Annotated in this window: 26 protein-coding genes; 7 read left to right on the forward strand and 19 right to left on the reverse strand. The window is 72.4% G+C overall.

Annotated features, from left to right (window positions below; all coding sequences use genetic code 11):
- Positions 1 to 227: 227 nt before the first annotated feature.
- The gene (locus ACWDN5_RS37410) at positions 228 to 1,010 is read left to right on the forward strand and encodes a maleylpyruvate isomerase family mycothiol-dependent enzyme (RefSeq protein WP_310967923.1); all 783 of its coding nucleotides are present in this window, start codon (positions 228 to 230) and stop codon (positions 1,008 to 1,010) included.
- Between the two features lies 1 nt (position 1,011).
- Here the strand turns inward: ACWDN5_RS37410 and ACWDN5_RS37415 are convergent, their stop codons facing one another.
- The 12 genes from ACWDN5_RS37415 to ACWDN5_RS37470 all read right to left on the reverse strand — a co-directional run bounded on the left by ACWDN5_RS37415 (position 1,012) and on the right by ACWDN5_RS37470 (position 13,206).
- On the reverse strand, positions 1,012 to 2,040 hold the full coding sequence (locus ACWDN5_RS37415) for a lysophospholipid acyltransferase family protein (protein WP_449679605.1): 1,029 nt from the start codon (positions 2,038 to 2,040) through the stop codon (positions 1,012 to 1,014).
- Positions 2,037 to 3,080, reverse strand: a complete 1,044-nt coding sequence (locus tag ACWDN5_RS37420; RefSeq protein WP_310967925.1) for an NAD-dependent epimerase/dehydratase family protein — start codon at positions 3,078 to 3,080, stop codon at positions 2,037 to 2,039. Before ACWDN5_RS37420 ends, ACWDN5_RS37415 begins: the two co-directional genes overlap by 4 nt.
- A gap of 256 nt (positions 3,081 to 3,336) precedes the next feature.
- The gene (locus ACWDN5_RS37425; protein ID WP_007030867.1) at positions 3,337 to 3,438 is read right to left on the reverse strand and encodes a 30S ribosomal protein bS22; all 102 of its coding nucleotides are present in this window, start codon (positions 3,436 to 3,438) and stop codon (positions 3,337 to 3,339) included.
- 155 nt (positions 3,439 to 3,593) lie between these two features.
- Positions 3,594 to 3,809, reverse strand: a complete 216-nt coding sequence (locus ACWDN5_RS37430; RefSeq protein WP_013222402.1) for a helix-turn-helix domain-containing protein — start codon at positions 3,807 to 3,809, stop codon at positions 3,594 to 3,596.
- 208 nt (positions 3,810 to 4,017) lie between these two features.
- Positions 4,018 to 4,827 (reverse strand): pyrroline-5-carboxylate reductase, encoded by an 810-nt coding sequence (gene proC / locus ACWDN5_RS37435; RefSeq protein WP_449679606.1) that lies wholly within the window; start codon positions 4,825 to 4,827, stop codon positions 4,018 to 4,020.
- A gap of 672 nt (positions 4,828 to 5,499) precedes the next feature.
- A complete protein-coding gene (locus ACWDN5_RS37440; protein ID WP_285994060.1) occupies positions 5,500 to 6,318 on the reverse strand; it encodes a thioesterase family protein in 819 nt (272 codons plus the stop codon).
- Between the two features lie 133 nt (positions 6,319 to 6,451).
- On the reverse strand, positions 6,452 to 7,264 hold the full coding sequence (locus ACWDN5_RS37445) for a sugar phosphate isomerase/epimerase family protein (RefSeq protein ID WP_310967927.1): 813 nt from the start codon (positions 7,262 to 7,264) through the stop codon (positions 6,452 to 6,454).
- A 68-nt stretch (positions 7,265 to 7,332) separates the two neighbouring features.
- Positions 7,333 to 9,012 (reverse strand): hypothetical protein, encoded by a 1,680-nt coding sequence (locus ACWDN5_RS37450; RefSeq protein WP_449679607.1) that lies wholly within the window; start codon positions 9,010 to 9,012, stop codon positions 7,333 to 7,335.
- A gap of 163 nt (positions 9,013 to 9,175) precedes the next feature.
- Positions 9,176 to 10,159: a Ppx/GppA phosphatase family protein gene (locus ACWDN5_RS37455; RefSeq protein WP_310967929.1), complete on the reverse strand. Its 984-nt coding sequence runs from the start codon at positions 10,157 to 10,159 to the stop codon at positions 9,176 to 9,178.
- Between the two features lie 112 nt (positions 10,160 to 10,271).
- Positions 10,272 to 10,961, reverse strand: a complete 690-nt coding sequence (locus ACWDN5_RS37460) for a response regulator (RefSeq protein ID WP_449679608.1) — start codon at positions 10,959 to 10,961, stop codon at positions 10,272 to 10,274.
- Complete coding sequence (locus ACWDN5_RS37465) at positions 10,958 to 12,199, reverse strand: sensor histidine kinase (RefSeq protein WP_310967930.1); 1,242 nt, start codon at positions 12,197 to 12,199, stop codon at positions 10,958 to 10,960. The genes ACWDN5_RS37460 and ACWDN5_RS37465 overlap by 4 nt, the downstream gene beginning before the upstream one ends.
- Positions 12,200 to 12,345: 146 nt before the next feature.
- A complete protein-coding gene (locus tag ACWDN5_RS37470) occupies positions 12,346 to 13,206 on the reverse strand; it encodes an aldo/keto reductase (RefSeq protein WP_310967931.1) in 861 nt (286 codons plus the stop codon).
- A gap of 67 nt (positions 13,207 to 13,273) precedes the next feature.
- Between ACWDN5_RS37470 and ACWDN5_RS37475 the strand changes: the two genes are divergently transcribed.
- The gene (locus ACWDN5_RS37475; protein ID WP_449679609.1) at positions 13,274 to 13,912 is read left to right on the forward strand and encodes a DNA-binding response regulator; all 639 of its coding nucleotides are present in this window, start codon (positions 13,274 to 13,276) and stop codon (positions 13,910 to 13,912) included.
- Complete coding sequence (locus ACWDN5_RS37480; RefSeq protein WP_449679610.1) at positions 13,909 to 14,784, forward strand: hypothetical protein; 876 nt, start codon at positions 13,909 to 13,911, stop codon at positions 14,782 to 14,784. Before ACWDN5_RS37475 ends, ACWDN5_RS37480 begins: the two co-directional genes overlap by 4 nt.
- Positions 14,785 to 14,788: 4 nt before the next feature.
- Here ACWDN5_RS37480 and ACWDN5_RS37485 read toward each other — a convergent pair whose 3' ends face one another.
- The 7 genes from ACWDN5_RS37485 to ACWDN5_RS37515 all read right to left on the reverse strand — a co-directional run bounded on the left by ACWDN5_RS37485 (position 14,789) and on the right by ACWDN5_RS37515 (position 21,961).
- Complete coding sequence (locus tag ACWDN5_RS37485; protein ID WP_449679611.1) at positions 14,789 to 15,538, reverse strand: phosphoglyceromutase; 750 nt, start codon at positions 15,536 to 15,538, stop codon at positions 14,789 to 14,791.
- 432 nt (positions 15,539 to 15,970) lie between these two features.
- Positions 15,971 to 16,846 (reverse strand): DUF4349 domain-containing protein, encoded by an 876-nt coding sequence (locus tag ACWDN5_RS37490; protein ID WP_449679612.1) that lies wholly within the window; start codon positions 16,844 to 16,846, stop codon positions 15,971 to 15,973.
- Positions 16,847 to 16,916: 70 nt separating this feature from the next.
- The gene (locus ACWDN5_RS37495) at positions 16,917 to 17,429 is read right to left on the reverse strand and encodes a type III secretion system chaperone family protein (protein WP_310967936.1); all 513 of its coding nucleotides are present in this window, start codon (positions 17,427 to 17,429) and stop codon (positions 16,917 to 16,919) included.
- Entirely contained in the window at positions 17,426 to 18,700 is a 1,275-nt protein-coding gene (gene mshA, locus ACWDN5_RS37500; RefSeq protein ID WP_310967937.1) for a D-inositol-3-phosphate glycosyltransferase, read from the reverse strand. Before mshA ends, ACWDN5_RS37495 begins: the two co-directional genes overlap by 4 nt.
- Before the next feature lie 49 nt (positions 18,701 to 18,749).
- On the reverse strand, positions 18,750 to 19,565 hold the full coding sequence (locus ACWDN5_RS37505) for an alpha/beta fold hydrolase (protein WP_310967938.1): 816 nt from the start codon (positions 19,563 to 19,565) through the stop codon (positions 18,750 to 18,752).
- Between the two features lie 3 nt (positions 19,566 to 19,568).
- Positions 19,569 to 20,747, reverse strand: coding sequence for a L,D-transpeptidase (locus tag ACWDN5_RS37510; RefSeq protein ID WP_310967939.1), 1,179 nt, complete (start codon positions 20,745 to 20,747; stop codon positions 19,569 to 19,571).
- A 161-nt stretch (positions 20,748 to 20,908) separates the two neighbouring features.
- Positions 20,909 to 21,961, reverse strand: coding sequence for a UDP-N-acetylmuramate dehydrogenase (locus ACWDN5_RS37515; RefSeq protein ID WP_449679613.1), 1,053 nt, complete (start codon positions 21,959 to 21,961; stop codon positions 20,909 to 20,911).
- Between the two features lie 24 nt (positions 21,962 to 21,985).
- Between ACWDN5_RS37515 and ACWDN5_RS37520 the strand changes: the two genes are divergently transcribed.
- From ACWDN5_RS37520 to ACWDN5_RS37535, 4 genes are all read left to right on the forward strand, one after another.
- The gene (locus ACWDN5_RS37520) at positions 21,986 to 22,492 is read left to right on the forward strand and encodes a DUF2505 domain-containing protein (RefSeq protein ID WP_449679614.1); all 507 of its coding nucleotides are present in this window, start codon (positions 21,986 to 21,988) and stop codon (positions 22,490 to 22,492) included.
- Positions 22,471 to 23,271 carry a class I SAM-dependent methyltransferase gene (locus ACWDN5_RS37525; protein WP_449679615.1) on the forward strand — a complete coding sequence of 267 codons (801 nt, stop codon included), beginning with the start codon at positions 22,471 to 22,473 and terminating at the stop codon, positions 23,269 to 23,271. The genes ACWDN5_RS37520 and ACWDN5_RS37525 overlap by 22 nt, the downstream gene beginning before the upstream one ends.
- Before the next feature lie 63 nt (positions 23,272 to 23,334).
- A complete protein-coding gene (locus ACWDN5_RS37530; RefSeq protein ID WP_449679616.1) occupies positions 23,335 to 24,036 on the forward strand; it encodes a DedA family protein in 702 nt (233 codons plus the stop codon).
- 4 nt (positions 24,037 to 24,040) lie between these two features.
- Complete coding sequence (locus tag ACWDN5_RS37535; RefSeq protein ID WP_310967944.1) at positions 24,041 to 24,379, forward strand: hypothetical protein; 339 nt, start codon at positions 24,041 to 24,043, stop codon at positions 24,377 to 24,379.
- Positions 24,380 to 24,492: the final 113 nt, after the last annotated feature.

The raw sequence follows: 24,492 nt of genomic DNA on the forward strand, positions 1-24,492 counted from the left end.
CTGACGGGAGCTCCGCCGCGTGCTCGTGGGAAAAGATAAGCGAGGCCACGCGTCACGAGAGGTCCCGAATGAGTCATTCGCGACCTTCGGGGAGCGTCACCCTCGGAAGCCACGGCCGTGCGAGGGCACGGAAGATTTCCGCCGGGGACGTGTCGATCCGCACCACCGTCGTTCGACGCTTCAGTGAAGGCACCCACAGGGGGCGCCCCGAACACCGAGGACACCCGATGACCGAGCTGACCACGGACCGCACCCGGCGAGCGATCGTCGACCACACCCGGCGCCTGGCGGAAGCCGCGGCGGCGGCCGGCCCCGACGCTGCCGTTCCGACGGCTCCGGAGTGGACCGTCACCGATCTGGTGCGGCACCTGGGGCAGACCCAGCACTGGGTCGCGGAGATCGTCGAGCGCCGCATCACCGACCCCACCCGGCTGCCCACCGAGCTGCCGGAACTGCCCGCCGACCCGGGCGCGTGGCCGGCCTGGCTGGCGGAGGCGGCGGACCGCGTCGCGGCCGCGTGTTCCGATGACGCGCTCGACGCGCCGGTGTTCAACGCCTCCGGGGACGAGCGGTCCGGGACGCGGTTCTGGCTGTCCGCCATGCTCAACGAGGCGGTCGTCCACGGCTTCGACGGGGCCGCCGCGGCGGGCCGGCCGGCCGACGTCGAAGCCGACGTCGCGGCCGCGCTCGTCACCAACCACCTGACGATGCTCACCTCGCCGACCTGGGAGCTGCAGCGGCCCGCGTCCGCGCAGGCCATCCGCGGCTCCGGGCAGACCCTGCAGTGGCGGGCCACCGACATCGCCGACGGCGCGTGGTTCATCGAGCGGCGCCCCGAGGGCGCGACCTGGCAGCACAAGACCGGACCGGCCGACGTGACGATCAGCGGCCCGGCCGCGTCACTGCTGCTGACGTTGACCCGGCGGATGCCGCTGACCGAAACCACGGTCGAGGGCGACGCCGAGCTCGCTCGGCACTGGCTCGACCACACCGCCCACGTCAGCGACTGACTCAGCCGCGGAAGACCGACTTCCGCTGCGAAAGCCGCTGGTACAGCGTCTGCTGGATCGACTCCCGCACCTGGTCGGTCAGCTGGAACACCAGCATCGGGTCGTCGACGGCGTCCGGGCCGTAGGAATCCGTCGCGATCGGGGCACCGAACTCGATGCTCCACTTCGTCGGGAGCGGGACCGCGCCCAGCAGGCCCAGCATCGGGAAGAACGGCGTCACCGGGAAGTACGGCAGCCCGAGCATCCGCGCCAGGACCTTGATGTCACCCAGCTTCGGGTAGATCTCCTCGGCGCCGATCACCGACACCGGGATGATCGGCACACCCGCCCGCAGCGCCGCCGACACGAAGCCGCCGCGGCCGAAGCGCTGCAGCTTGTAGCGCGAGGCGAACGGCTTCCCGACGCCCTTGAAGCCCTCCGGCCACACCCCGACCAGCTCGCCCTTGCGCAGCAGGCGCTCGGCGTCGGCGTGGCAGGCCAGCGTCTGGCCGGACTTGCGGGCGAACGACCCCACCAGCGGCACCTGGAACACCAGGTCCGCGCCCAGTCCGCGCAGGTGACGGCCACCCGTCTCGTCGTGGACCGCCACCGCCGTCATCAGCGAGTCGAGCGGGATCGTGCCCGAGTGGTTGGACACCAGCAGCGCGCCACCGGCCGCGGGGAGGTTTTCGACGCCGTACGTGTCGACGCGGAACCACTTCTTGTACAGCGCGCGCAGCGGCGGGAGGAACACCGCCTCGGTCAGCTCGGCGTCGAAGCCGAACTCGTCGACCGTGTAGTCGCCGGTCAGCCGGTCGCGGATGAAGCCGAGCGCCGAGCGCGCCGCGTCCGAAAGGGGCTCGTCCGGCGCCGGCCGGTCGACGCCGCCGGGGAAGGCGACGACCGGCGCCTCCGCCTGCTCGCGGAGGTCCCGCTCGGCTTCCACGGCTTCCGGCTTCTCCCGGCCCGGTCCGTGCAGGGGGATGACCTGCGCTTCGGCACCGCCCACCGTTCCCGCCTCGCTTCCGAAGTAGTCGTGTGGCCTGGTCATCGGCTCTGCCCCGTCGCCGCCGCGACGAGCACCTTGCCGGCCAGCCCGGCCAGCTTGCCGCCGTCGAGCACCGGGCGGAGCCCGCGTCCGACGATGTAGTCGTCGAACGCCTCCCGCGTGGTCCAGCGCGGGGTGTAGCCGAACTCCTGCTTCAGCTTGGCGATGTCGACGACCCGGCCGAAGTTCAGCAGCCGGACCTGGTCGGCGGAGAAGTCCACGACGCGCGCGCCGCGCAGGACCTTGCCGACCGACGGCACCACGCTCCGCGGCATCGGCAGCTCGACCCGGCCGGCCCGCCGGATCGCCTGCGAAAGGGTGAGTACCCCCTCCGCGCCGACGTTGAACACGCCGGGCCGGTCGGTCAGGGTCGCCCGTTCCAGGACGGACAGCGCGTCCGAAGAGTGCAGCAGCTGGATCCGCGCGTCGTAGCCGAAGACCGTCGGCACCACCGGCAGCGCGAAGTAGCGCGCGAGGACGGTGTCGGTCTCGGGACCGATGATGTTGGCGAAGCGGAACAGCGTGGTCGTGATGTCCGGGCGGCGGCGCACCAGGCCCCGCACGTATCCCTCCATCTCGACGGCGTCCTTCGCATATCCGCTGGTCGACGTCGGGATGAGCTCGGAGTCCTCGGTGAACACCGCCTGCGAGCGGGCGCCGGCGCCGTAGACCGCCGCCGTCGACTTGACCACCAGTTTCCGGACCAGCGGCGAGCGCTGGCAGGCGGCGAGCAGCCGCATGGTGCCGATGACGTTGACTTCCTTGATCGCCGTGCGGCGCCCCGGCCCGGCCGGGTGCGCGGTGCAGGACGCGTGCACGACCGTGTCCACCTTGGCCGTGCTGATCACCTTGGCGATCAACGGGTTCCTGATGTCCGCGCGGACGAACTCCGCGTGCCCCATGCGCTGCAGGACCGTCTTGTCGGGCGGGACCGTGTCGACACCGATGACCCGTTCGAAGTCGGGGTTGTTGCCCAGCCGGGCGAGCAGTTTCCCGCCCAGTTCCCCGGCGACCCCGGTGACGAGCACGATGTTCGACGGCATGCGACTCCCTGCGGCGTAGGGCAAGTGGGGGGTGGACAGTCACCCGAGGCGCGCGAACCTGCACTCACTGGAAGCATCGCGCGGACGCCCTTGAGATGTTACCGCTCTTCAGTGGTAGCTCCGGGCTGTCTCACGTGCTATTAACACCGGTTTCCCCGGAAAGCGACGAACGCCTCACTCGAACGGGCGGACCGTGCCCACCACATGGACGTGGCCCGTCCAGAGACTGGACGGGCCACGGTCACACTCGGCAGGCTTACTTGCCGGCCTTACGACGCTGGACGCGCGTACGGCGAAGCAGCTTGCGGTGCTTCTTCTTCGACATGCGCTTGCGGCGCTTCTTGATCACAGAGCCCATGGGCGCTCCTTAGGTCGACGTCGGTCACGCTGCCCGGCGCAGCGTCCAACGGGTGGAGCGCACAGGCACGAGCGGTTTTCCAGGTTACCCGTCTCCCCGGGCGGGCCGGTCAGCGGGCACGTCGTAACACGGCGTGCCGCCGGCCGGGCCGTGGATCAACCCACGTCGTAGTAGGCACCCTGGAGGTATTCGTGCACTGCTTTTTCCGGCACCCGGAAGGACTTGCCGACCCTGACGGCGGGCAGCTCACCCGAGTGCACGAGACGGTAGACGGTCATCTTGGAGACCCGCATCAGCGTGGCCACTTCGGCGACCGTCAGGAACTGGACCTGCCCGACGGCGGGCAAATCCTCCTTCTTGTTCGGCGACATGTTTACCGCGTCCTTCGACACGTGTCGCGCCACGAGGCTTCCCCACCTGTGGTATCGACACGCACGTGCTCTATCGAGAGTAGCGGGACTGGTGGGACTAATGCGACGCCTGTCACCGAGATGGGCCCCTACCAGCGCTAACGCACAAGCACCGGCGCGTGCAAGACCCGGGCGATCGCCCTTTCCGGGGAAATCGGGCGCCCGGGAGTCAGCTCTCGTGAGCCTTGCCCAGCTCCACCGACCGGTCCTTCGCGGCCTCGATGGCGGCCAGCAGCGCGGCGCGGACGCCGTGCTTCTCGAGTTCGCGGATGGCGTTGATGGTCGTCCCGGCCGGGGAGGTCACGGCCTCGCGCAGCAGCACGGGGTGCTCATCGGATTCGGCGAGCATCTTCGCCGCGCCGACGGCCGACTGGATGATCAGCTGCCCGGCGAGCGCGCGCGGCAGGCCGAGCAGGATCCCGGCGTCGATCATGGCCTCGACCAGGTAGAAGAAGTAGGCGGGCCCGGACCCGGACAGAGCGGTGACGGCGTCCTGCTGCGCCTCGGGCACCTCGACGACTCGGCCGACGTGCGAAAGCAGGTCCCGCACGACGGCGAGGTGCTCACCGGTCGCGTACCGGCCGGCGGAGATGGCGCTCATGGCCTCGTTGACCAGCATCGGCGTGTTCGGCATGACCCGCACGACGGGAACGCCCTCGGCGAGCCGCCGTTCGTAGAGCGAGGTGGGCAGCCCGGCACAGAGCGAGACGACGAGCGAGGACGGCCCGAGCAGCGGAGCGAGCTCGTCGAGAACGGGCTCGATGTCCTGCGGCTTCACGGCGACAACCAGGATGTCGGCCCGCTTGGCGGCTTCCTCGACCTCGACGCCCCGGATGCCGTACCGGCTGGTCAGCTCATCGACGCGCGCCGGGTACCGCTCGGTGAAGAGGAGGTCGCCGGCGTCGTGGCCGCCGTGCAGCAGCCCCGAGAGCAACGCCTCACCGATCTTGCCCGCACCCAGCACCGCGATGACCGTCATGGTGGCAAGGGTGCCAAACGAAGCCGGACGCCCCGGTGCCGGGGCGCGCTGGGGCCGCCGGTCGCCGGGGGTGCGCTCGGAGGGTGCCGGCGGTGACGCTGCCGCGCGCGCCCCGGCGCCGGGGCCACCGGATGCCGGGAGTGCGCTCGCAGGATGCCCACGGTGAGACTGCCGCGCGCCAGCCCGGCGCCGGGTCGCACCGGGGCCACCGGATGCCGGGAGTGCGCTCGCAGGATGCCCATGGTGAGACTGCCGCGCGCTGGGGCCGCGGCGGCAAGGCTGCGTCGCCGCCGCTGTCCGGTGGGGCCCGCGGTCACGCCACCGATTGCCGAGCCTCCGGGCAAGCCGGGCCGCGGCGGCAAGGCTGCGTCGCCGCCGCTGCCCGGTGGCGGGCCCGCGGTCACGCCACCAGTTGCCGAGCCTCCGGGCAAGCCGGGCGCCGGGCCGACGGGCCCGCGGTCACGCCAACCGTTGCCGGAGTGCCCCTGGCAAGCCCGACCGTCGCGGGGTCACCGACGAGCGCACAGCCATCAAAGCCGCGCTGGCGACGAGCCCGCGCCACACCGCCCGGGTGCCGGAGCGAGGTGTGCCGGTCGCCAATGACCCATTGGAGACCTCCGACGTCCCGAATGAGTCATTCGCGACCTCCGGACTCGCCGCCCGAACCCGCGCTCACCCCCCAGGAGCCGGCGCCAGCCCGAGCTGGCGCGCCTGGCACACGAGCCGGCCCTGGGCGTCGACCACCGTGGCGTCGGAGTCGAACCACGACTCGTGGACCGACCTCGACTCCACCACCACTCGCAGCCAGCCCGGCGCCGGGCGCGTCCTCAGCAGCGCCGTCAGCTGGACCGTCGGGGCCCAGCCGATGCGGCCCAGGTTCATCACCACCGGCGGGTTCACGTCCGACGCCAGCAGCGAAAAATACGGGTCCACCAGGCTGTGCCGGGGGCGGACCCACAGCCGCATCCGGGGTGGCTCGCCCGTGCGGCCCGTCAGGTAGCCCGCCGTCGCCGGGTCGAGGCGGACTTCGCACCCCTTGGCCAGGTTGAACGGCCCCTCCGTGCTCTCCGCCATCGCCAGCGCGCCCGGCGGGGGCTCGGCCGGCATCGACGGGACGTCGGTCCACTCCGGGCGGCGCATCGGCAGGCGGCCCGTCGTCACCCTCGCCTCGACGCAGCTGCGGCCGCGCTGCTCCAGGCGGACCTCGACCACCGTCGCGCGGCGGCCGACCTTGCGGACGTCCGTGCGCAGCAGCACCGGGCCGAGCGCGGGCGCGTGCAGGAACTCCGCACTGACGACCAGCGGCTCCGCGTGCGGCTCACCGCGCTCGTGCAGGGCGGCGATCGCCGCCCGGGCCAGCAGGGCGAGCAGGAAACCCCCGTGCGGGTGCGAGCCGATGGCCCATTCCGCACGCAGCACCGCGGTGAAGGTGCCGTCCCCCAGCGACCGCGCCGCACTCGCCGTGTCGAAGGACACGGCGGTGCCGTCCATTCCGCTCACGAACGGTCCGCGCCATTTCGGGAATCGGGGTAGGTGACGAGCAACGAGTGCGACGGGTTCACGGTCCGAACTTTACGGGTACAACCGGCGGAAATGCACTGGGGAGTAGATAGGCGCGACGCACTTATTGGCCGAGGTGGAACCGCGCGAACAACAACGCCTCCGCCAGATCGCGGACCCGCTCCGCCGCGGTGACGGCGTGCCGGGTGTTGATCTCCAGCACGATCTGGCCGCCGAAACCGTTGCTGACCAGCTTCTCGAGCAGTTCGGCGCAGGGCTGGCCGCCGCGGCCGGGTACCAGGTGTTCGTCCTTCGGGACGCCGGTGCCGTCCGCCAGATGGACGTGTGAGAGGCCGTCACCCATCCGCTGCGCGAGCGCCAGCGCGTCCATCTCGGCTGCCGCTGTGTGGGACAGGTCGAGCGTGTAGTGCCGGAACCCGACGTCCGTCGGATCGATCGACGGCCGGAACGCGGACACGCGCGAATTCTTCGAACCACCGGGCGGCCGGACCTTGAACATGTTTTCCACGGCGATTTCGACGCCGCTCGACTCCTCCAGTTCGGCGACCAGATCACCGAACCCGTCGCCGTACCGGCGCTGCCACCGGAACGGCGGGTGCACCACCACCGTGCGCGCGCCGAGCTCCAGGGCGGCGTCGACCGACATCCGCAGCCGCACCACCGGATCGGGCGACCAGATCCGCTGGGTGATCAGCAGCGACGGCGAGTGCACGGACAGCACGGGCACGCCGGTGCGCCGCGACAGGCGCCGCAGCGCGGTGACGTCCTGGCTGACCGGGTCGGCCCAGACCATCACCTCGACGCCGTCGTAGCCGAGCTCGGCGGCCAGCTCGAACGCCGTCCCCGCCTTGAGGGGCCACACCGACGCCGTGCTGAGTCCGACGGGGACCGGCTGCTCGTCTGTCACGGGCGCCATCCTGCCTCGTCACCGACGGTGCGCGGCGCCGCCGGGCCGCCAACGCGACGCGGATCACCGCGCCGGTGTCAGCGCCCGACGAGCAGCAACGCCGCCGGTGAGACCGTCACCACCAGGCCGACCAGCACCGCGAGCACCGTCGTCTGCAGGTCCTCGGCGCGGCGGATCTTCCGCACGATCCAGACCAGCGCGACGACCACCAGCAGGGCGGCGATCAGCGCGGCGGCCGGGATGTTCACCCACAGCCAGTTGAAGCCGAGCCAGACGGCGGCGCCGCCGACGACACCCATCGCCAGCTGGCCGGCCAGGGCCAGCCACTGCTTGCCGGGCGACGCCGCCGGTTCCGGCTCCGCGGCCGGCTCGGGCGCGTCGTCGTACTCGTCGTCTTCGTAGCCTTCGCCCTGCTCGTAGCCGTAGTCGTCCTGCTCGAAGTCCGGGCCGTCCGCCGGGTAGTCGTCGGCGAACTCGCGCTCGTACGGCGCCAGGTCGTCCGGGATCGGCGCCCGCGAGGCCCGGTCGCCGGGCGCGAACGGCATCGGCGGCGGGTACGCGCCGGTCGGCGGGCCCGCGTCGTAGGCGGCCTGGTAGCCGCTGCTCTCCGGGGCGAAGCCGTCGGGCTCGAAGTCGTCCTCGGGGTAGCCGTCGTCCGGGGTGTCGGAGGGCACCGCCGGCATGACGCCGATCTCGGTGTCCTCCATCTGCTCCTTCTGCCGCCGCTTGCGCCAGTTCGCCAGGCCCGCGGGCGAGGCGGGCTCGTCGGGCTTCTTGGCCTTCGGCGGCACCGGCGGGGCGGGCGGCTCGTCGTCGGGGACCGCCGAGAACTGCTCGGTGTGGTCCTCGCGCTTCGGCTCCGGGCGGCGCGCCGGGGCGCGGCGCGGGCGGCCGGGTGCGGCGGGCGGGTTCGCGAACGACCCGCTGGCCATCGGGCCCGGCGGGAGGTCGATGTCGGCGTCCGGGGTGCCGTTGAGGCCGTCGAGCCGGGCCGACAGCGGACTGCCGGGCGGCGGGGGTGCCGGCAGCTGCTGCGACGGCTGGGGCGGCGTCGGCAGCTGCTGGGACGGCTGCGGCGGGCCGGGACGGCGCCGGACCGGCGGGACGGCCGCGCGGGTCTCCTCGGCGGCCGGCGGGACCGGCAGCTGCTGCGAGGGCTGCGGCGGGGGCACGGGCAGCTGCTGGGACGGCTGCGGCGGGGGCACCGGCAGCTGCTGGGACGGCTGCGGGGGCGGCGGGGGCTGGCGGCGCGGCGCGGCGCGCGGCGGCACCGGCAGCTGCGCGGACTCCTGCGGGCGCGCGAACTGGCCCGACTCCTGCGGCGGCCGGGCGAACTGGCCGGACTCCTGCGGGGCCGGGCGGGCGTACTGGCCGGACTCGGCGCCGCCGGGGGCGGGCCGCGCCGGGGGCGGCGGCACCGGCCGGGGCAGCGGCTGGGAGTCCTGCGGGACCGCCCGGGGCGCGGGCGGCGGCGGGGACGGCGGCTCGGCGCGGCGGCGGCCGGCCGGGCGCGCGGGCGGGGCCGGCGTGCCTTCGGACGCCACCCGGTCGATGATCGCCTGCGGGCCGGTGTCGCTCACGCCGGGCCGCCGGTGCGAACCGGTCGCGCCGGGCGGGGCTTCCGGGGTGGCGGGTTCGTCGTCGTCATCGGCGGCGCGCCGACGGCGACGGCGTCCGCCGTCGACCTGGGCACCGTGCTGGGCGAGCAGCTCAGCCACGGTCTTCTGCGGCTGGTCGCCTCCGGTCTGGTCCGTCATACCTGGTGATCCCCTGCGCGCACCGTGTTGCCACTGTCGGCACCTCGCGGAGCGAAACCCGACGGCACACCGGCGGCGCCGCGCGCGCTGTACACCGACCTCTGCATGTCCGTCACCTCTCCACCGTGCCCGTTATCCGTCCGGGAAGTCCAGCCGCGTGCTTTCACCGGTCCTCCTGTGCGCCGAAGCGCCCGGCGAGGGCGGCTCCAGTCTCATCCGCGCCGTTCGAATGGTCCAGCCGCCGCAGGATGACACCCTCTCGCAGAGCCCACGGGCAGATCTCGAGTTCCGGCACCCCGAGCGCCCGCATCGTGGCCTGCGCGACGAGCGCACCCGCCACGAGCTGGTGCGACCGGCTCGAGCTGACCCCCTCGAGCTGGGCGAGATCGGCCGACGGCATCCGCGAGATGAAGGCGAGGAGCTGGCGCAATGCCGTGTCCGTGAGCGTACGTCGGACGCGCGGGCCCGCCGCCGAGGGGGCGGCGCCGGTCAGCCGGGCGAGCGAGCGGAACGTCTTCGACGTCGCCACGACCCGATCGGGTTCACCCCATTTGGTGACCTTGCGCGCGAGGTCGGTGAGCTGGTCGTCCAGCCACGCGGACGTCGCGACGAGCTCGGAGCGCGTCGGCGGGTCGTGCTTGAAGCGGGTGCGCGTGGTGCGGCCAGCGCCCAGGGGCAGCGATTCGGCCAGCACCGGTTCCTCGTCGCGGCCCATCGCGACCTCGAGGGAGCCGCCGCCGATGTCGAGCACCAGCAGCTGCCCGGCCGACCAGCCGTACCACCGGCGGACGGCGAGGAAGGTGTGCCGGGCTTCGTCGACCCCGGAGAGGACTTGCAGCTCGACGCCGGTTTTGTCGGCCACGCGGGCCAGCACCTTGGCGGAGTTCTTCGCTTCGCGGACCGCGGAGGTGGCGAAGGCCATCAGCTCTTCGCAGCCGAGCCGCGCGGCGGCGTCCTTGGCGGATTCGACGGCGGTCACCAGCTCGTCGGCGCCGGCCTTGGAGAGCTCACCGCCCGGGGTGATCTGCTCGGCCAGCCGCAGCACGGACTTTTCGGAATGCATCGGCGTCGGGTGGGCGCCACGGTGGGCGTCGACCACGAGCAGGTGGACGGTGTTGGAACCGACGTCGAGTACCCCTAGGCGCACGGGGGTCCAGGGTACCGGCCTCAGCGGCAGGTCTCGAACATGTAACCGAAAACACTCGGTGCGGCTTCGCCCCGGCGCGCCTCCGCCGGGGCGATACCGCACCAAAAAGGACTTACGTCTCGAACTTGTAGCCCAGGCCGCGCACGGTGACCAGGTGCCGCGGCGAACCCGGGTCCGGCTCGATCTTCGAGCGCAGCCGCTTCACGTGGACGTCGAGCGTCTTCGTGTCGCCCACGTAGTCCGCGCCCCACACCCGGTCGATCAGCTGCCCGCGGGTCAGCACCCGGCCGACGTTGCGGAGCAGGTACTCGAGCAGGTCGAACTCCTTGAGCGGCAGCGACACCTCGGCGCCGTCCACGGTGACCACGTGCCGCTCGACGTCCATCCGGACCGGGCCCGCCGAGAGCACCAGCGGGGCCAGCTCGCCGTCCGTGCCCGGCTCGCCGCCGCGGCGCAGCACCGCCCGGACCCGCGCGATCAGCTCACGCGCCGAGTACGGTTTCGTCACGTAGTCGTCCGCGCCCAGCTCCAGGCCCACGACCTTGTCGATCTCGCTGTCGCGCGCGGTCACCATGATGACCGGCACGGCCGAGCGCTGGCGCAGCTGCCTGCAGACGTCGGTGCCGCTCATGCCGGGCAGCATGAGGTCGAGCAGCACGATGTCGGCGCCGTTGCGGTCGAACTCCTCCAGCGCGGCCTGACCCGTCCCGGCGACGGCCGCGGTGAACCCTTCCTTGCGCAGCAGGAAGGCGAGGGGGTCGGCGAACGACTCCTCGTCCTCGACGATGAGAACCCTGGTCACAGGTTTCCTCCATGATCTGGGCTGTCCTGCCCGGTAACCACGAGCCTCGGGGTGCGCTCGGGGGTCTTCTCCTGCCGCGGTGCCGGCGAGGTCTTGGCCGCCCGGGCCGGCTCGGGGGCCGGTTCGGGGCTGACGTGTGCGGGGATGCGCAGGGTGAACGTCGAGCCGGTGCCCGGACGGCTCCACAGGCCGACCGAGCCGCCGTGGTTGGCCGCGACGTGCTTGACGATCGCCAGGCCGAGCCCGGTGCCGCCGGTGGCGCGCGAGCGGGCCTTGTCGGCGCGGTAGAAGCGCTCGAAGACGCGCTGCTGCTCGTCCTCGGCGATGCCGATGCCGCGGTCGGTGACGGCAATCTCGACCATCCCGTCCGCCAGCCGCCTGCTGATGGAGACCGGGCTGCCGGCCGGCGAGTACGCGACGGCGTTCTCCAGCAGGTTCGACAGGGCGGTGACCAGCAGCGTGCGGTCGCCCTCGATGAGCAGGCCGCTCGGGCTGTCGGTGGTGATGCTGATGTCGGCGGACTCCGCCGAGAGCGTCGTGCGGCCGAGCGATTCGCGGACGACCGCGTCGACCTCGACGACGTTGAGGTCGGGCAGCCGTTCGGCGCCCTGCAGCCGCGACAGCGCGATCAGCTCGGTGACGAGCTGGCCGAGGCGGGTGGACTCGCGCAGGATCTTGCCGCCGAAGCGGCGGACCTCCTCGACGTCCTCGGCGGCGTCGAGGACGGCCTCGGTGAGCAGCGCGATCGCGCCCACCGGGGTCTTGAGCTCGTGGCTGACGTTGGCGACGAAGTCGCGGCGCACGGCCTCCAGCCGGATGGCCTCGGAGTGGTCGACGGCCTCGACGACGGTGAAGCCGTCGCCGAGCGGCCGGACCTGGCCGAGCACCGCTTCCGGCTGCCGCCCGCGCGCTTCGAGCGGCGAAAGGTCGATCTCCATCGGTTCGTCGGTTTCGACGACCTGCTCGGCGGCCTTGCGGGCCCGCGGGTCGGCCTGGTTGACCTTGACCAGGCCCAGCTCGTAGGCGCGCGGGTTGTGCAGGACCATGTCGCCGAACCGGTTGAGCACGACGACGCCGTTGTTCGACGAGCGGACCAGCCGTTCGAGGAGCTCCGCGACGGTCGGGCCCGGTGGCCGGGCCTCTTCCCGGCGGGTGCGCGCCCGCGCCAGGAAGTAGCCGGCCACCGCACCGGCCACCAGTGCGCCGATGGCCAGTGCGAGTGAAACAGGCGTGGTCACGGGCCGATCGTAAGCTGAGAAGTGGCCCTCCGGCCTAGCGTTGTCCGCCTTGTCGTGAGCACCGCGACACCTGCGGAGGACATGTTCGCCGGGGCTTCAGGCGGCGTTCACCCGATCGATTCCCCGGCGAGACATTCCGGGCGAATTCACCCGAGGGTGGTCAGGTCTTCGGGAGTCAGCTCGAGCGCCGCCGCGGCGACGTTCTGCTCGAGGTGCCCGACGTCGCCGGTGCCCGGGATGGCGAGGACGTTCGGTCCCTGGTGGAGCGTCCACGCGAGCCGCACCTGCGCCGGGGTGACGCCGTGGCGGCGGGCGACCTCGGCGACCCGGGCGTCCTCGCCGGTCCCGCTCGCGACGGCGAAGAACGGCACGAAGGCGATCCCCCGCTCGGCGCACATCCGGACGAGCTCGTCGTCCTCGCGCCGGGCGGTCAGGCCGTACTGGTTCTGGACGCAGACGACCGGCGCGATCGCGAGGGCCTCGGTGAGGTGCTCCGGGCCGACGTTGGAGATGCCCAGTTCGCGGATCAGCCCGGCTTCGCGCAGCTCGGCGAGCGCGCCGAAGCCGTCGGCGAGCGAGCCGGTGCCGCGGTCGAGGTCCTGGCCGATCCGGTAGTTGACGACGTCGAGGTGGTCCAGGCCGAGTTCCCGCAGGTTCTGCTCGACCTGGGCGCGCAGCTGCTCCGGCCGGGCGGTGTGGAACTCGCCCGTGAAGTCGCGGCCGGGACCGACCTTGGTCGTGATGACGAGGTCGTCGTAGGGCGCGAGGGCGGTGTTGAGCAGTTCGTTGGCCGAGCGCGGCCCGGCGAAGTAGAAGGCGGCGGTGTCGAAGTGGTTCACGCCGAGCTCGACGGCCCGGCGCAGCACGGCGAGGGACGTCTCGCGGGCCCGGATGCCGCCGTCCGCGGTGGACATCAGGCGCATGGCGCCGAACCCGAGGCGGTTGACTTCGAAGGAGCCGAGCTTCCAGGTGCCCGCCGCGGCGGCGGGGAGGGTGTTCGTGGTCATGACCCCAGCCTTCCGGCGGTGCCCGCGTGACCACCGGGTTTGGCAGTTTGCTGCCACACTGGACCGCGTGGAGAAGGTGACTGACGTCGTCATGGTGCGCGGCGAGGCGGAGCTGTTCGAGCGGACGGCGCACCTCTTCGAGCTCGCGGCGGAGATTTCCTGCGCGGCCCGCGACCTGCACACGTGGTCGGTGGCGCACAAGGTGGCCCCCGAACGAGAGCAGTCGGTGCGCGGGCTGAAGATCCGCAAGGTGTACCAGCCGGGCGTGCTGTTCGACCCGGCGCTCGCCGAGCACCTGCGGCGGATGGCCGCGGGCGGTGCCGGCATCCGGATCACCGAACGCGAGATCAACGAGACGATCCTGCTGGACCGCCGCATCGCCATCGTGGCCGGCGACCGCGTCGGCGGGGTCCGCGGCTACACGGTGATCAGCAGCCCGGACCTGGTCCAGGGCATCCAATCGCTGTTCGAGGCGGCCTGGCACGCGGCGACGGACCTGGAGTCCTACCAGGCGCGCTTCACCGAGCTGGGCGCGCGGGAGATCCTGGAACAGCTGGCCTCGGGCTGCAAGGACGAGACGGCGGCCCGGGCCCTCGGCATCAGCCTGCGCACCTACCGGCGCCGGGTGGCGGAGCTGATGGAGCTCCTCGGGGCGTCGTCGCGGTTCCAGGCCGGGGCCAGGGCCCGCGAAGCCGGACTGCTGTGAGGCGAGCGCTGCCGGCGCTGGCGGTCCTGCTCACCTCCGCGTGCACGATCACCGGCACGGCCGTGCCGGTCGGCGCCAACCTCGCCCTGGTCGACGCCCGGCGGACCGGCCTCGCCCTCGACGCGGTGAAGGCGGCCGCCGAAGCGGTGTTCAGCTACGACTCCGGGAACCCGGCGGGATTCGACCAGGCCGTCGCCGAGCACGTCTCCGGGGCGGCGAAGGCCCAGCTCACCGCGTTGTTCGAGCAGGTCAGGAAGAGCCCGCAGCCGGTGCACCTGGTCACCCGGGTGCGGCAGGCGGCGGCGCTGGAGTTCACCGGCGACCGGATCCGGGACCTGGCCGTGCTCCAGCAGGACAACGGCACCTCGAAGGGCATCGCCGCGGTCGCGTTCACCGCGGTCCGGGACGGCGGGCGCTGGCGGCTCTCCGACATCGCGGTGAACCCCGCCCAGCCGTCGCCCGCGCCGCAGCCGGACGACGGCAGCACGGGCGGGCTGCGCGATTCGGCGCTGGCGGGGGCCCGGGTGGCGGCGGGCGCGCTGTTCACGACCGACAGCGCCGATCCGGAAGGCAGCTACGCGCGGGCGGAAGCGGTCGCCGCCGGGCCCTTCCTCGACGACTACCGCGCGAAGAAGGCGTCCTACGTCGAGGCCATCCGAGCGAGCGGCACGAAGGTGGCACTCGGTCCCGAGCCGATGGCCGGGGTGGTCGCCGTCACCGGCGGGCGGGCGATCGTGTTGTTCTTCACGACGCTGCAGGTCACCGCCGCGACCGGCCAGGTGACCAGCCGCCCCTTCCCGGCCGAACTCGACGTCGTCCGCGAAGGGGCGAGCTGGAAGGTGACCGGCGTGCGTCCGGTCACCGTGGCCTGAACGCTCAGCGACCCTGGTTCGCCACCGCGGCGGCGGCTTCCTTGGCGGCCTCGGGGTCGAGGTACTCGCCGCCCGGCTTCACCGGCTGCAGGTCCTCGGTGAGGGCGTAGCGCAGCGGGATGCCAGTCGGGATGTTCAGCCCCGCGATGTCGGCGTCGGAGATGCCGTCGAGGTGCTTGACCAGGGCGCGCAGCGAGTTGCCGTGCGCGGCGACCAGCACGGTCTTGCCCGCGCGCAGGTCCGGCACGATCTCGGACTCCCAGTACGGCAGCAGCCGCTCGACGACGTCCTTCAGGCACTCGGTCAGCGGCGCGGCGTCGCCGAGGTTCGCGTAGCGGGGGTCGCCCGCCTGGCTCCACTCGTCGTCCGGGTCGATCGGCGGCGGCGGGGTGTCGTACGAGCGGCGCCAGAGCATGAACTGCTCCTCGCCGAACTCGTCGAGCGTCTGCTTCTTGTTCTTGCCCTGCAGCGCGCCGTAGTGGCGCTCGTTGAGGCGCCAGTCGCGCTTCACCGGGATCCAGTGCCGGTCGGCGGCGTCCAGCGCGATGTTCGCGGTGGAGATCGCGCGGCGCAGCAGCGAGGTGTGCACCACGTCCGGGAGCAGCCCGGCGTCGGCCAGCAACTGACCGCCCTGGCGGGCTTCGCCCTCGCCCTGTTCCGACAGCGGTACGTCCACCCAGCCGGTGAACAGGTTTTCCGCGTTCCACGTGCTCTGCCCGTGCCGCAGCAGCACCAACGTCCCAATCTCGGCCATGGGCAACAGCCTGCCAGAACGCACCACGCGGCCGAGTGGTGACCTCCGCCGCACCGCACGTCCTACCCAGAGTGTGTTACCGCAGAGTAACACCTCACCCTTCGACAAGTCCGCCCGCCAACAACGCGCAAAAATCCAGCCGGGGACTGCGGACCGTTATCGCTCATCGGTAAATTCCCTCGAACGGGCTAGCCAGTAGCCTTGTGATTACCCGGCGGGATCTGACAGGTTGACTACGTCCCGAGCGGCTGGATTCCACGCACTCCCCGGCCGGATTCGGGCGTTGACCGCGGCTCGTCTCCCCCCTGCCGAGCCGCGGCCCGCCGGCCCCGTTGGCACCCCCCTCGTCACCGGGTCCTGATCGGCGGGAACTTCAGCGGGGCGGCTCGAGATCGCGACTCCCCCTCCCTCGAGCCGTCCCGCCTGTTCCGCTCAGCCCTCGCCCGGCTCCGCGGCCGGCACCGCGGCCGGTGGCCGGCGGCGGTGGTAGAGCCACCAGCCGAGCCAGCCCAGCGGCACGATGAAGAGCAGGAACGGCGCGAGCGCACCCAGCACGGTCAGCAGGCCGCCGCCGAAGACTCCGAATGCGTGCCAGCCGCCGGCGAGCCCGCCAAGGAACCCGCTGCGGTCCTCCGACGGCGGCGGCGGGGCAGCGACGTTGCGGATGGTCATCGCCACGGTCGCCATCGCGACGCTGCCGGCCAGCGAATTCCGCTGCTGTTCGAGCGATTCGAGCGTCGCTTCGCGGCTCGTCAGCTCACTCTCGACCGAAGCGATCTCGGACACCGAAGTCGCCTTCGCCAGCAACGCGCGGATCCGCTCCACCGACGCCCGCTGCGTCGCCAGCCGCGCTTCGACGTCGACGACCTGCTCGGTCACGTCCTGGGTGTTCAGCTCCCGCTTCACCATGGCACTGCCCAGGTGCGCGAGCTGGTCGAGCACGCCGTCCAGCTTGTCCGCGGGCACCGCGAGGCTGAGCGTCGCCAGCTCCTCGCCCGTGCTCTCCTGCCCGGTGTAGCCGCCGGCCCCCAGTGCGATGCCTCGGGCCTGCGCGACGACGTCGACCACCTTGGTGGCGGTCAGTTCCAGCCGGGCGCTGCGCGAAAGCTTGCGTTCGGTGGCACCCGGCTGCGGCGGCGTCACCTTCTCCGCCCCGGTTTTGCCGCTGCCCTGCTGCGGCGCCGCCGGGACCGGCCCGGATCCGGCACTGTCCGCCGTGGACATCCCCTTGTCCTGGGCCGCCGAGCAGCCGGCCAGCACGAACGCCACGGCCACGGCCGCGAGCCCGGCTCTCCATCGAGTCCGCATCCTGCGTCTCCCTCCAGTTTCGGCTGGCGAAGAGACGGATGTCCGGTTCAGGGCCGTTGCACGGCCCTGGTCACGACTCGGTCAAGCCCGGTTCGTGCGGCCGCTCGGGGGCGACGAGGTGCTTGAACGCCTGGAGGTTCGCCAGGGATTCACCGCGGGAGACGCGCCAGTCCCACTCGCGCTTGATCGACGTCGCGAAGCCGATCTCGAGCAGCGTGTTGAAGTCGCCGTCGGCCGCTTCCAGCACCTGGCCGAGCACCTTGTCCAGCTCGTCGGCGGACATCGTCTCCTTGCCGAACCGGCCGACCAGGTAGATGTCCCCGAGACTGTCCACTGTGTAGTGAACGCCGTAGAGCTTCGCGTTGCGCTGCAACAGGAAACGGTAAACGTCCTCATGGGACTCATCCGGACGGCGACAGACGAAGGCCTCCACCGAAAACGCGTGGTCGCCGTCGACGAGCCAGGCGTTCGTCTGCAGCTTCTTCGTGCCGGGCAGCGTGACGAAGTACTTGCCGGGACCGCGTTTGTCGTACTTCAGCTCGTTCGAGTCCAAAGTAGACTGGATCAGCTGGTCCAGGCTCACACCGCCACCTCCGCGCGCAGGTCCAGCGCGTTCCGGAACGCGCTCGTCGCCTGAGCATAGATGTCCAGGAGCGCGTCCGTCGTGCGGCGCCAGGAGAACCGGCGGGCGTGCACGACGGCGTTGGCGCCGAGTTCGGCGCGCCGGTCCGGGCGCAGGGCGACGGCGGCCAGCGCGTCCGCCCACTCGTCGGCGCCGTGCCCGGGCACCAGCAGCCCGGAGACGCCGTGGGGCACCGCCACCGGCAGCCCGCCGACCTCGGCGGCGACCACCGGCGTCCCGCAGGCCTGCGCCTCGAGGGCGACCAGGCCGAACGACTCGTTGTAGCTCGGCACCGCGACGACGTCGGCGGCGCGGAAGACGCGGGCGAGCGACTCGCCCGGCTGCGGCGGCAGGAACCGGACCTGCCGCTCGATGCCCAGCGCGACGGCCAGCTCGCGCAGGGCCTGCGGCTGCTCCAGCCCGGTGCCGGACGGCCCGCCGACGATCAGCACGACCAGCCGCGCAGCCAGCTCGGGACGGCGGCGCAGCATCGCGGCCGCGGCGTGCAGCAGGACGTCCGGCGCCTTGAGCGGCTGGATCCGGCCGGCGAAGGCGAGCACGACGTCGTCTTCGGCCAGCCCCAGCTCCGCGCGCGCGACGGACTTCGAGCCCGGCGTGAAGCGTTCGAGGTCGACGCCCGGCGGCACGGCGTGCACCGCGTCCGGCGCGGCGTCGTAGAGGTCGATGAGCTGGCGCGCTTCGACCGCGGTGTTGGCGACCAGCCGGTCGGCCTCGGCGACCACCTGCTCCTCGCCGATCACGCGGGTGCGCGGCTCGGGCTTGTCGCCCTCGGCGAGCGCGGCGTTCTTCACCTTCGCCAGGGTGTGCGCGGTGTGCACCAGCGGCACCGACCACCGGTCGCGGGCGAGCCAGCCGACCTGGCCGGAGAGCCAGTAGTGCGAGTGGATGAGGTCGTAGTGGCCGGGCTCGTGGAAGGCTTCGGTCCGCAGCACGCCGGAGGTGAACGCGCACAGCTGGGCGGGCAGCTCGTCGCGGCCCAGCGGCTCGAACGGACCCGCCTGCACGTGCCGCACGGTCACGCCGGGCGCCAGCTCGGCCACCGGCGGCTGGCCGGACGCGGTCGCGCGGGTGAACACCTCGACCTCGACGCCGCGGCGGGCCATCTCGGTCGCGGTCTGGCTGACGTAGACGTTCAGTCCCCCGGCGTCCCCGGTCCCGGGCTGCTCGAGGGGAGAGGTGTGTACGGACAGCACCGCGATCCGGCGCGGCACAGCGCGGAACCTTCGGATGTTGCTCACCTGGTCACGTCTCCTGCGTACTTCAGCATTCCTCGGCGAATTGCCGGAGCACCGCGTCGAACTCGGCCGCGGACTCGGCGAAGGGCGCGTGCCCCCCGTCAACGAACCAACGCCCGGTGGCACCCGGAATCTTCCCGAGGGCGTGTTCGGCGGCCGAGGGCTCGATCACGCGGTCGGCCGTGCCGTGCACGACCAGCGCCGGCTTGTCGATGCCGGCCAGCACGTCCTCGCTGCCGACGTCCCGGCGGAACAGCCCCGAACGGACCGAAGGCGGCACGCTGAGCGAGGCGCCGAGCAGGGCCTGCGCCTGGGCGCCGGGCACCGGCCCGGTGACCATCGCCCGGGTGAACGCGGTCAGCGCGGGGACCGCGATGTCCGGATCGTCGGAAAGCATCGCCCGCATGTGCTCGCGCATCAACGGCCCGACGCGCCCGCCCGGCCGGTCGCGGCCGATCTCGGTGATGGCGCCGACGAGCACGAGCCCGCGCAGCCGTGCGGTGCCGTGCACCCGGATGTGGTCCACCAGCACCAGGCCGCCGTAGGACCAGGCGACGACGATCGCGTCCGGGCCGGCGAAGTCGAGCACCGCGGCGAGGTCGTCCGCCCAGGCCACCGGGTCGTCGTACCCGGTGGCCGGGACGTCGGAGGCGCCGTGGCCCCGGAGGTCCACGGCGATCAGCCGGAACCGCTCGGTCAGGGCCGGATCGGCGAGCTGCGCGGCCCAGCACCCGGCCGACTGCGCCCAGCCGTGCACGAACACGATCGGCCGGCTGTTCTCCTCGCCCTCGACCCGCAGGCCGAGCCGGACCCCGCCGTGCCCGACGACTTCGGTGCGCACGGGTTACTTCGCACCCATCCCCTGCCAGGCCGACCAGCTGAAGTTCCAGTCCTTGACGTCCGAGTTCATCGGCGGGGACAGCTTCGAGCCGGTGATCTCGACCGGGTCGCCGATCATCGCCGAGTCGAAGTAGTCCTTGGCGTCGGCTTCGAGCAGGTTGATGCAGCCGTGGGAGTTGTTGTTCTTCCCGATGTTGGCCGCGTTGTCCTGGTTCTCGTGGATGAACTCGCCGTGGTTGGAGAACCGGCAGGCCCACTTCTTGTTGACGTTCGTGTAGCCGTAGCGGGCGTTGTCGAAGATCGCCGACGGCTCCTTGCTCATGATGATGTAGGTGCCGTTCGGGGTGTTGCGGTCGACCTCGGCGTCCAGCCCGTTCGCGCACGGGTAGCTCTTGACCTGCGAGCCGCCGCGGTAGACGCGCATCTGGTGGTCCGGGGTGTTGACCTTGACCACCTGGTTGCGGCCGATCTTGAACTTCGTGGTGACGTCGGCCTTGCCGTACGCGCCGCCGCCCAGCTCGACGCCGTACAGCTTCGCCTCGACGTTCACGGTGATGTTCTGCGGCCAGTACTCCTTCGGCCGGTAGTCGACCTGGCTGTCGGACAGCCAGCCCCACGCGCCCTCGACCTCCCCTTTGTCCGTCTTCACGGACAGGGCCTTCTCGACCGCCTTGCGGTCCTTGACCGGCGACGCGAACTTGACGCTGATCGGCATGGCCACGCCGACGGTCTGGTTGTCGGCCGGGTTCAGCGTGGCGCGGACCTGCTTGGCCGGGGCGATCGTGGTGAAGCTGCCGGTGAAGTCGACCGGCTTGCCGTCGGAGCCGGTGGCCTTGGCCGCGTAGGTGTAGGTCTTGCCGTAGCCGAGCGGCTCGGAGCTGGTCCAGGTGAGGCCGTCCGGCGCGAGGTCGCCCTTGACGGCCTTGCCGCCGTCGGCGGTCAGCTTGCACTCGGTGAGCTTGCCGTCGGCGACCTTGAGCACGGCGGGCTTGAGCACCGGGACGTCCTTGGCGTCGGCGGCGGGCTCGGCCGTGATCTTCGCCACGGGCTTCGCGCTCTCGCCGTCGGCACCGGCCGCGCCGGTGGGCAGCGCGTTGCCGCCGTTCTCGCTCGAACACGCGGCGGCGACCAGTGCGGCCCCAGCCGCCAGAGCAGCCTTGAAGACCGTACGCCGTTCGATCACCGAAAAACCTCCTGGAATCCCCCGCCGACCAGCGGGCACACGCCTTTAGCGCTGGTGACCCAGCCGACGTTACCCGCCGGAAGGTAAAGACCGACCGATCAGGTGGCGGACGTCTTTGTCGACAAAGACGTCCTACACACGTACGGGTTGCCCGGTTCGGCTCAAATCACGCAGTTGATCAGCAGCGGTTCGGGGTGCAGGCGGACGCCGAACCGCTCGTGGACGCCGTCGCGGACCTCCCTGGCCAGGGCGAGCAGGTCCTCGGTCGTCGCGTCGCCGCGGTTGGTCAGCGCCAGGGTGTGCTTCGTCGAGAGCGAAACCCGGTTCCCCGGTCCGGGGTACCCCTTGGCGAACCCAGCGCGCTCGATCAGCCAGGCCGCGGACAGCTTGACGCCGCCGTCGGCCGGGTACTGCGGCGCGTCCGCGCCGGCGACCTCCGTGATCCGCTCCAGGACCGCTTCGGCCTCGGCGCTCGGCACGATCGGGTTGGTGAAGAAGGAGCCGGCGCTCCACGTGTCGTGGTCGGCCGGGTCGAGCACCATGCCCTTGCCGCGCCGCAGCTCCAGAACCGCGGAGCGCGCTTCGGCGGCCGGGACGCGGGCGCCGATCCCGACGCCGAGCGTGCGCGCCAGCTCGGCGTAGCGGATGGGCGCGGACTGGCCGTCTTCGCGGACCTCGAAGCGGACCGACAGGACGACGCCGGTGTCCGTGCCCTTGAGGACGCTGGTGCGGTAGGCGAAGCCGAGCTCGTCGGCCTTGAGCGTGCGCACCTCGCGCGTTCCGCGGTCGTACAGCTCGACCGAGACGATCGACTCGGCGACCTCGCAGCCGTACGCGCCGACGTTCTGGATCGGCGTCGCCCCGACGCTGCCGGGGATGCCGGAGAGGCATTCGAGCCCGCCCAGCCCGGCCTCGACCAGGGCCGCGACGAAGGCGTCCCAGTTCTGGCCGGCTTCGACCTCCACGTGAGCACCGTCACGGCGCCAGCCGGTGTTCGCCACCTCGACGAGCGTGCCGTCGAACCCCGCGTCGCCGACCACCAGGTTGGAGCCGCCGCCGAGCAGCAGCACCGGCTCGCCCGCCGCGTCCGCCTCGCGGACCGCCGCGACGAGATCTTCGCTGGTCACGGCGCTGACGAAGCGGCGAGCCGGGCCGCCGAGGCGCAGCGTGGTGTACGCGGCGAGCTTCGGGAGTTCGGAAGTACGGGGGTTCACCCGCCTGACGGTACTGTTCGGTCCATGGGATCCCGGATCGAGCACCGCGCTGAGTTCGCCGCCGACGTCGCGTCCACGTACGCGGCCGTCGCCGGCGAGGACGCGCTGCGGGCCCGCCTCGAGGAGATCGGCGGCCACGGCGCGGCGCTGCTGGCGTACGAGGTGTCCGGCACGGACCTGCGCTACCAGCTGCGGCAGGGCATCAGCGCGGACAAGCTGCCGCAGGCGGTGCGGACACTGCACAAGGGCGACCTGCTGGTGACCCGCACGCAGACCTGGCGCGTGAGCAACGACGGCACCGGCCGCCAGGGCAACGCTTCGGTCGAGGTCGGCGGCGTCCCGGGCGAGATCACCGCGCGGACGGCCCTGCTGGCCGGCGACGGCAAGACCGTGCACCGGACCAGCGGCGAGGTGACGGTCCGGATCCCGCTGTTCGGCGGGAAGCTGGAGAGCGTGATCGCCGAGCAGGTCACGAAACTGCTGGAGCGCGAAGCCGAATTCACCGCGAAGTGGCTCGCGCAAGCAAGCTGAGCCCGGTCGGCGCGCCGACACGCGGCACGACCAACCCGAACCGCCTGCGCCGGGTCGACCGCTGGATCGCGTCCGCGCCGTCGACGTCCCGCCTGCTGCGCTCGGCGGCCGATCCGCTGGTCGTCGACCTCGGCTACGGCGCTTCCCCGGTGACGACGGTCGAGCTCGCCCGCTGGCTGCGCCGGGTCCGCCCGGACGTCCGGGTGCTCGGCCTGGAGCTGGATCCGGTGCGGGTGGCGGCAGCCCAGTCCGCCGCGTCGCCGCCGCTGCTGGATTTCCGCCGCGGCGGGTTCGAGCTGGCCGGGACGCGGCCGGTGCTCGTGCGGGCGTTCAACGTCCTCCGGCAGTACGCGGAGGACGAGGTCGCGGGCGCGTGGGGCCTGATGCTGGACTCGATGCCCGCCGAAGGCCTCCTGGTCGAGGGCACCTGCGACGAGATCGGCCGGCTGTCGACGTGGGTCCTGGTGGCCCGCTCCGGCCCGGTCTCCCTGACGCTCTCGTTGCGGCTGGCGGGCCTGGACCGCCCGTCGACGATCGCCGAGCGCCTGCCGAAGGCGCTGATCCACCGGAACGTGCCCGGCGAGCGCGTCCACGCGCTGCTGTCCGAGCTGGACATCTGCTGGGCGACGGCGGCTCCCCACCAGTCGTTCGGCGTGCGGTCGCGGTGGCTGGAGACGGTCCGGCTGCTGGCCGCGCGGGGCTGGCCGGTGCTGGGCCCGCCGTCGCGCGTCCGCCTCGGCGAGCTGACCGTCCCGTGGGCAGCGGTCGCCCCCGCCTGAACGTTCACCGAGCCACCCCCGCTGCGTCACCCAGGGGTGACCTCCGGTGATCACCATTGAGCCGTGGAACTCCTGGGGCAGGTCACCGAGCTGCTGCGGGGCACGCTCGGCTCGCCGTGGCTGTGGGTGCTCGTCTTCGCCGTGTCCGGATTGGACGCGCTGCTGCCGTTCATGCCCAGCGAGACCACGGTCGTCACCGTCGCCGTCCTGCTCGGCCCCGACCCCGTGCCGCTCGTCCTGCTCGCCGCGGTGGCGGCCGGAGGCGCGTGGGCGGGCGACTGCCTCGGGTACGCCGTCGGCCGCGCCGCCGGGCCACAGGCCATCGCGCGGCTGCAGCGCGGACCCGACGGCCGCCGTCGTCACGAATGGGCCCGCGACCAGGTGCGGCGCAACGGCGGGCTGCTGATCATCGCGGCCCGCTACCTGCCGGGCGGGCGGGTCGCCAGCGCGCTGGCCAACGGCAGCCTCGGCTACCCGCTGCGCCGGTTCGTGCCGCTCGACGCCGCCGGCGCGGCGATCTGGGCGGTGTACAGCGTGCTGATCGGCCTCGCCGGCGGCGCCGCCTTCGCCGACGAACCGGCCAAGGGCCTGCTGCTGTCCTTCAGCCTCGGCCTGGGGTTGGTGTTCGCCATCGAGGCCGGAAGGCGGCTACGGTCGGCCCATGCTCGAAGCGATCGACGTCCACGCCGACGCGCTGAAGCGGGCGGCGCTGACGGCCGGCCCGTCGGCCCCGGTGCCGACCTGTCCGAAGTGGACTGTCCATGACCTGGTGACGCACATCGCTTCCGTGCACTGCGCGGCCATCGGCCGGGTGCTGGACCGGCCTTCGCCACCGACGCCGCCACCGGGCTGGGACGACGTGCTCGGATGGTGGGACGGGCAGCGCCTCGCCCTGCGCGAAGCCCTGGTGCGGAACCCCGGATCGCCGTGGACCGGCCGGCTGGCCCACGCGACGGCGATCCACCGCCTCGACGCCGAATCCGCGCTCGCCACGCCCGTGCCGACGCGCCTGCCGCCCGAGCTCGCCGAGGGGCCCGGCGAACTCGTTTGCGCCGTCGTGCTGCCGGGTTCGGCCGGGTGCAGCGGCGGCCCGGAACGTCGCGAATGACTCATTCGGGACGTCGGAGGCGCTGTTCGCGTCCCTGCTCGGCGTCACGACGGTGCTGCACTGGGACCGGTTCACCCACGGCCACGTCTCGTTCGCCGCCTGGGCCGCGCTGT

This window comes from Amycolatopsis sp. NPDC003731 (genome assembly GCF_053586895.1).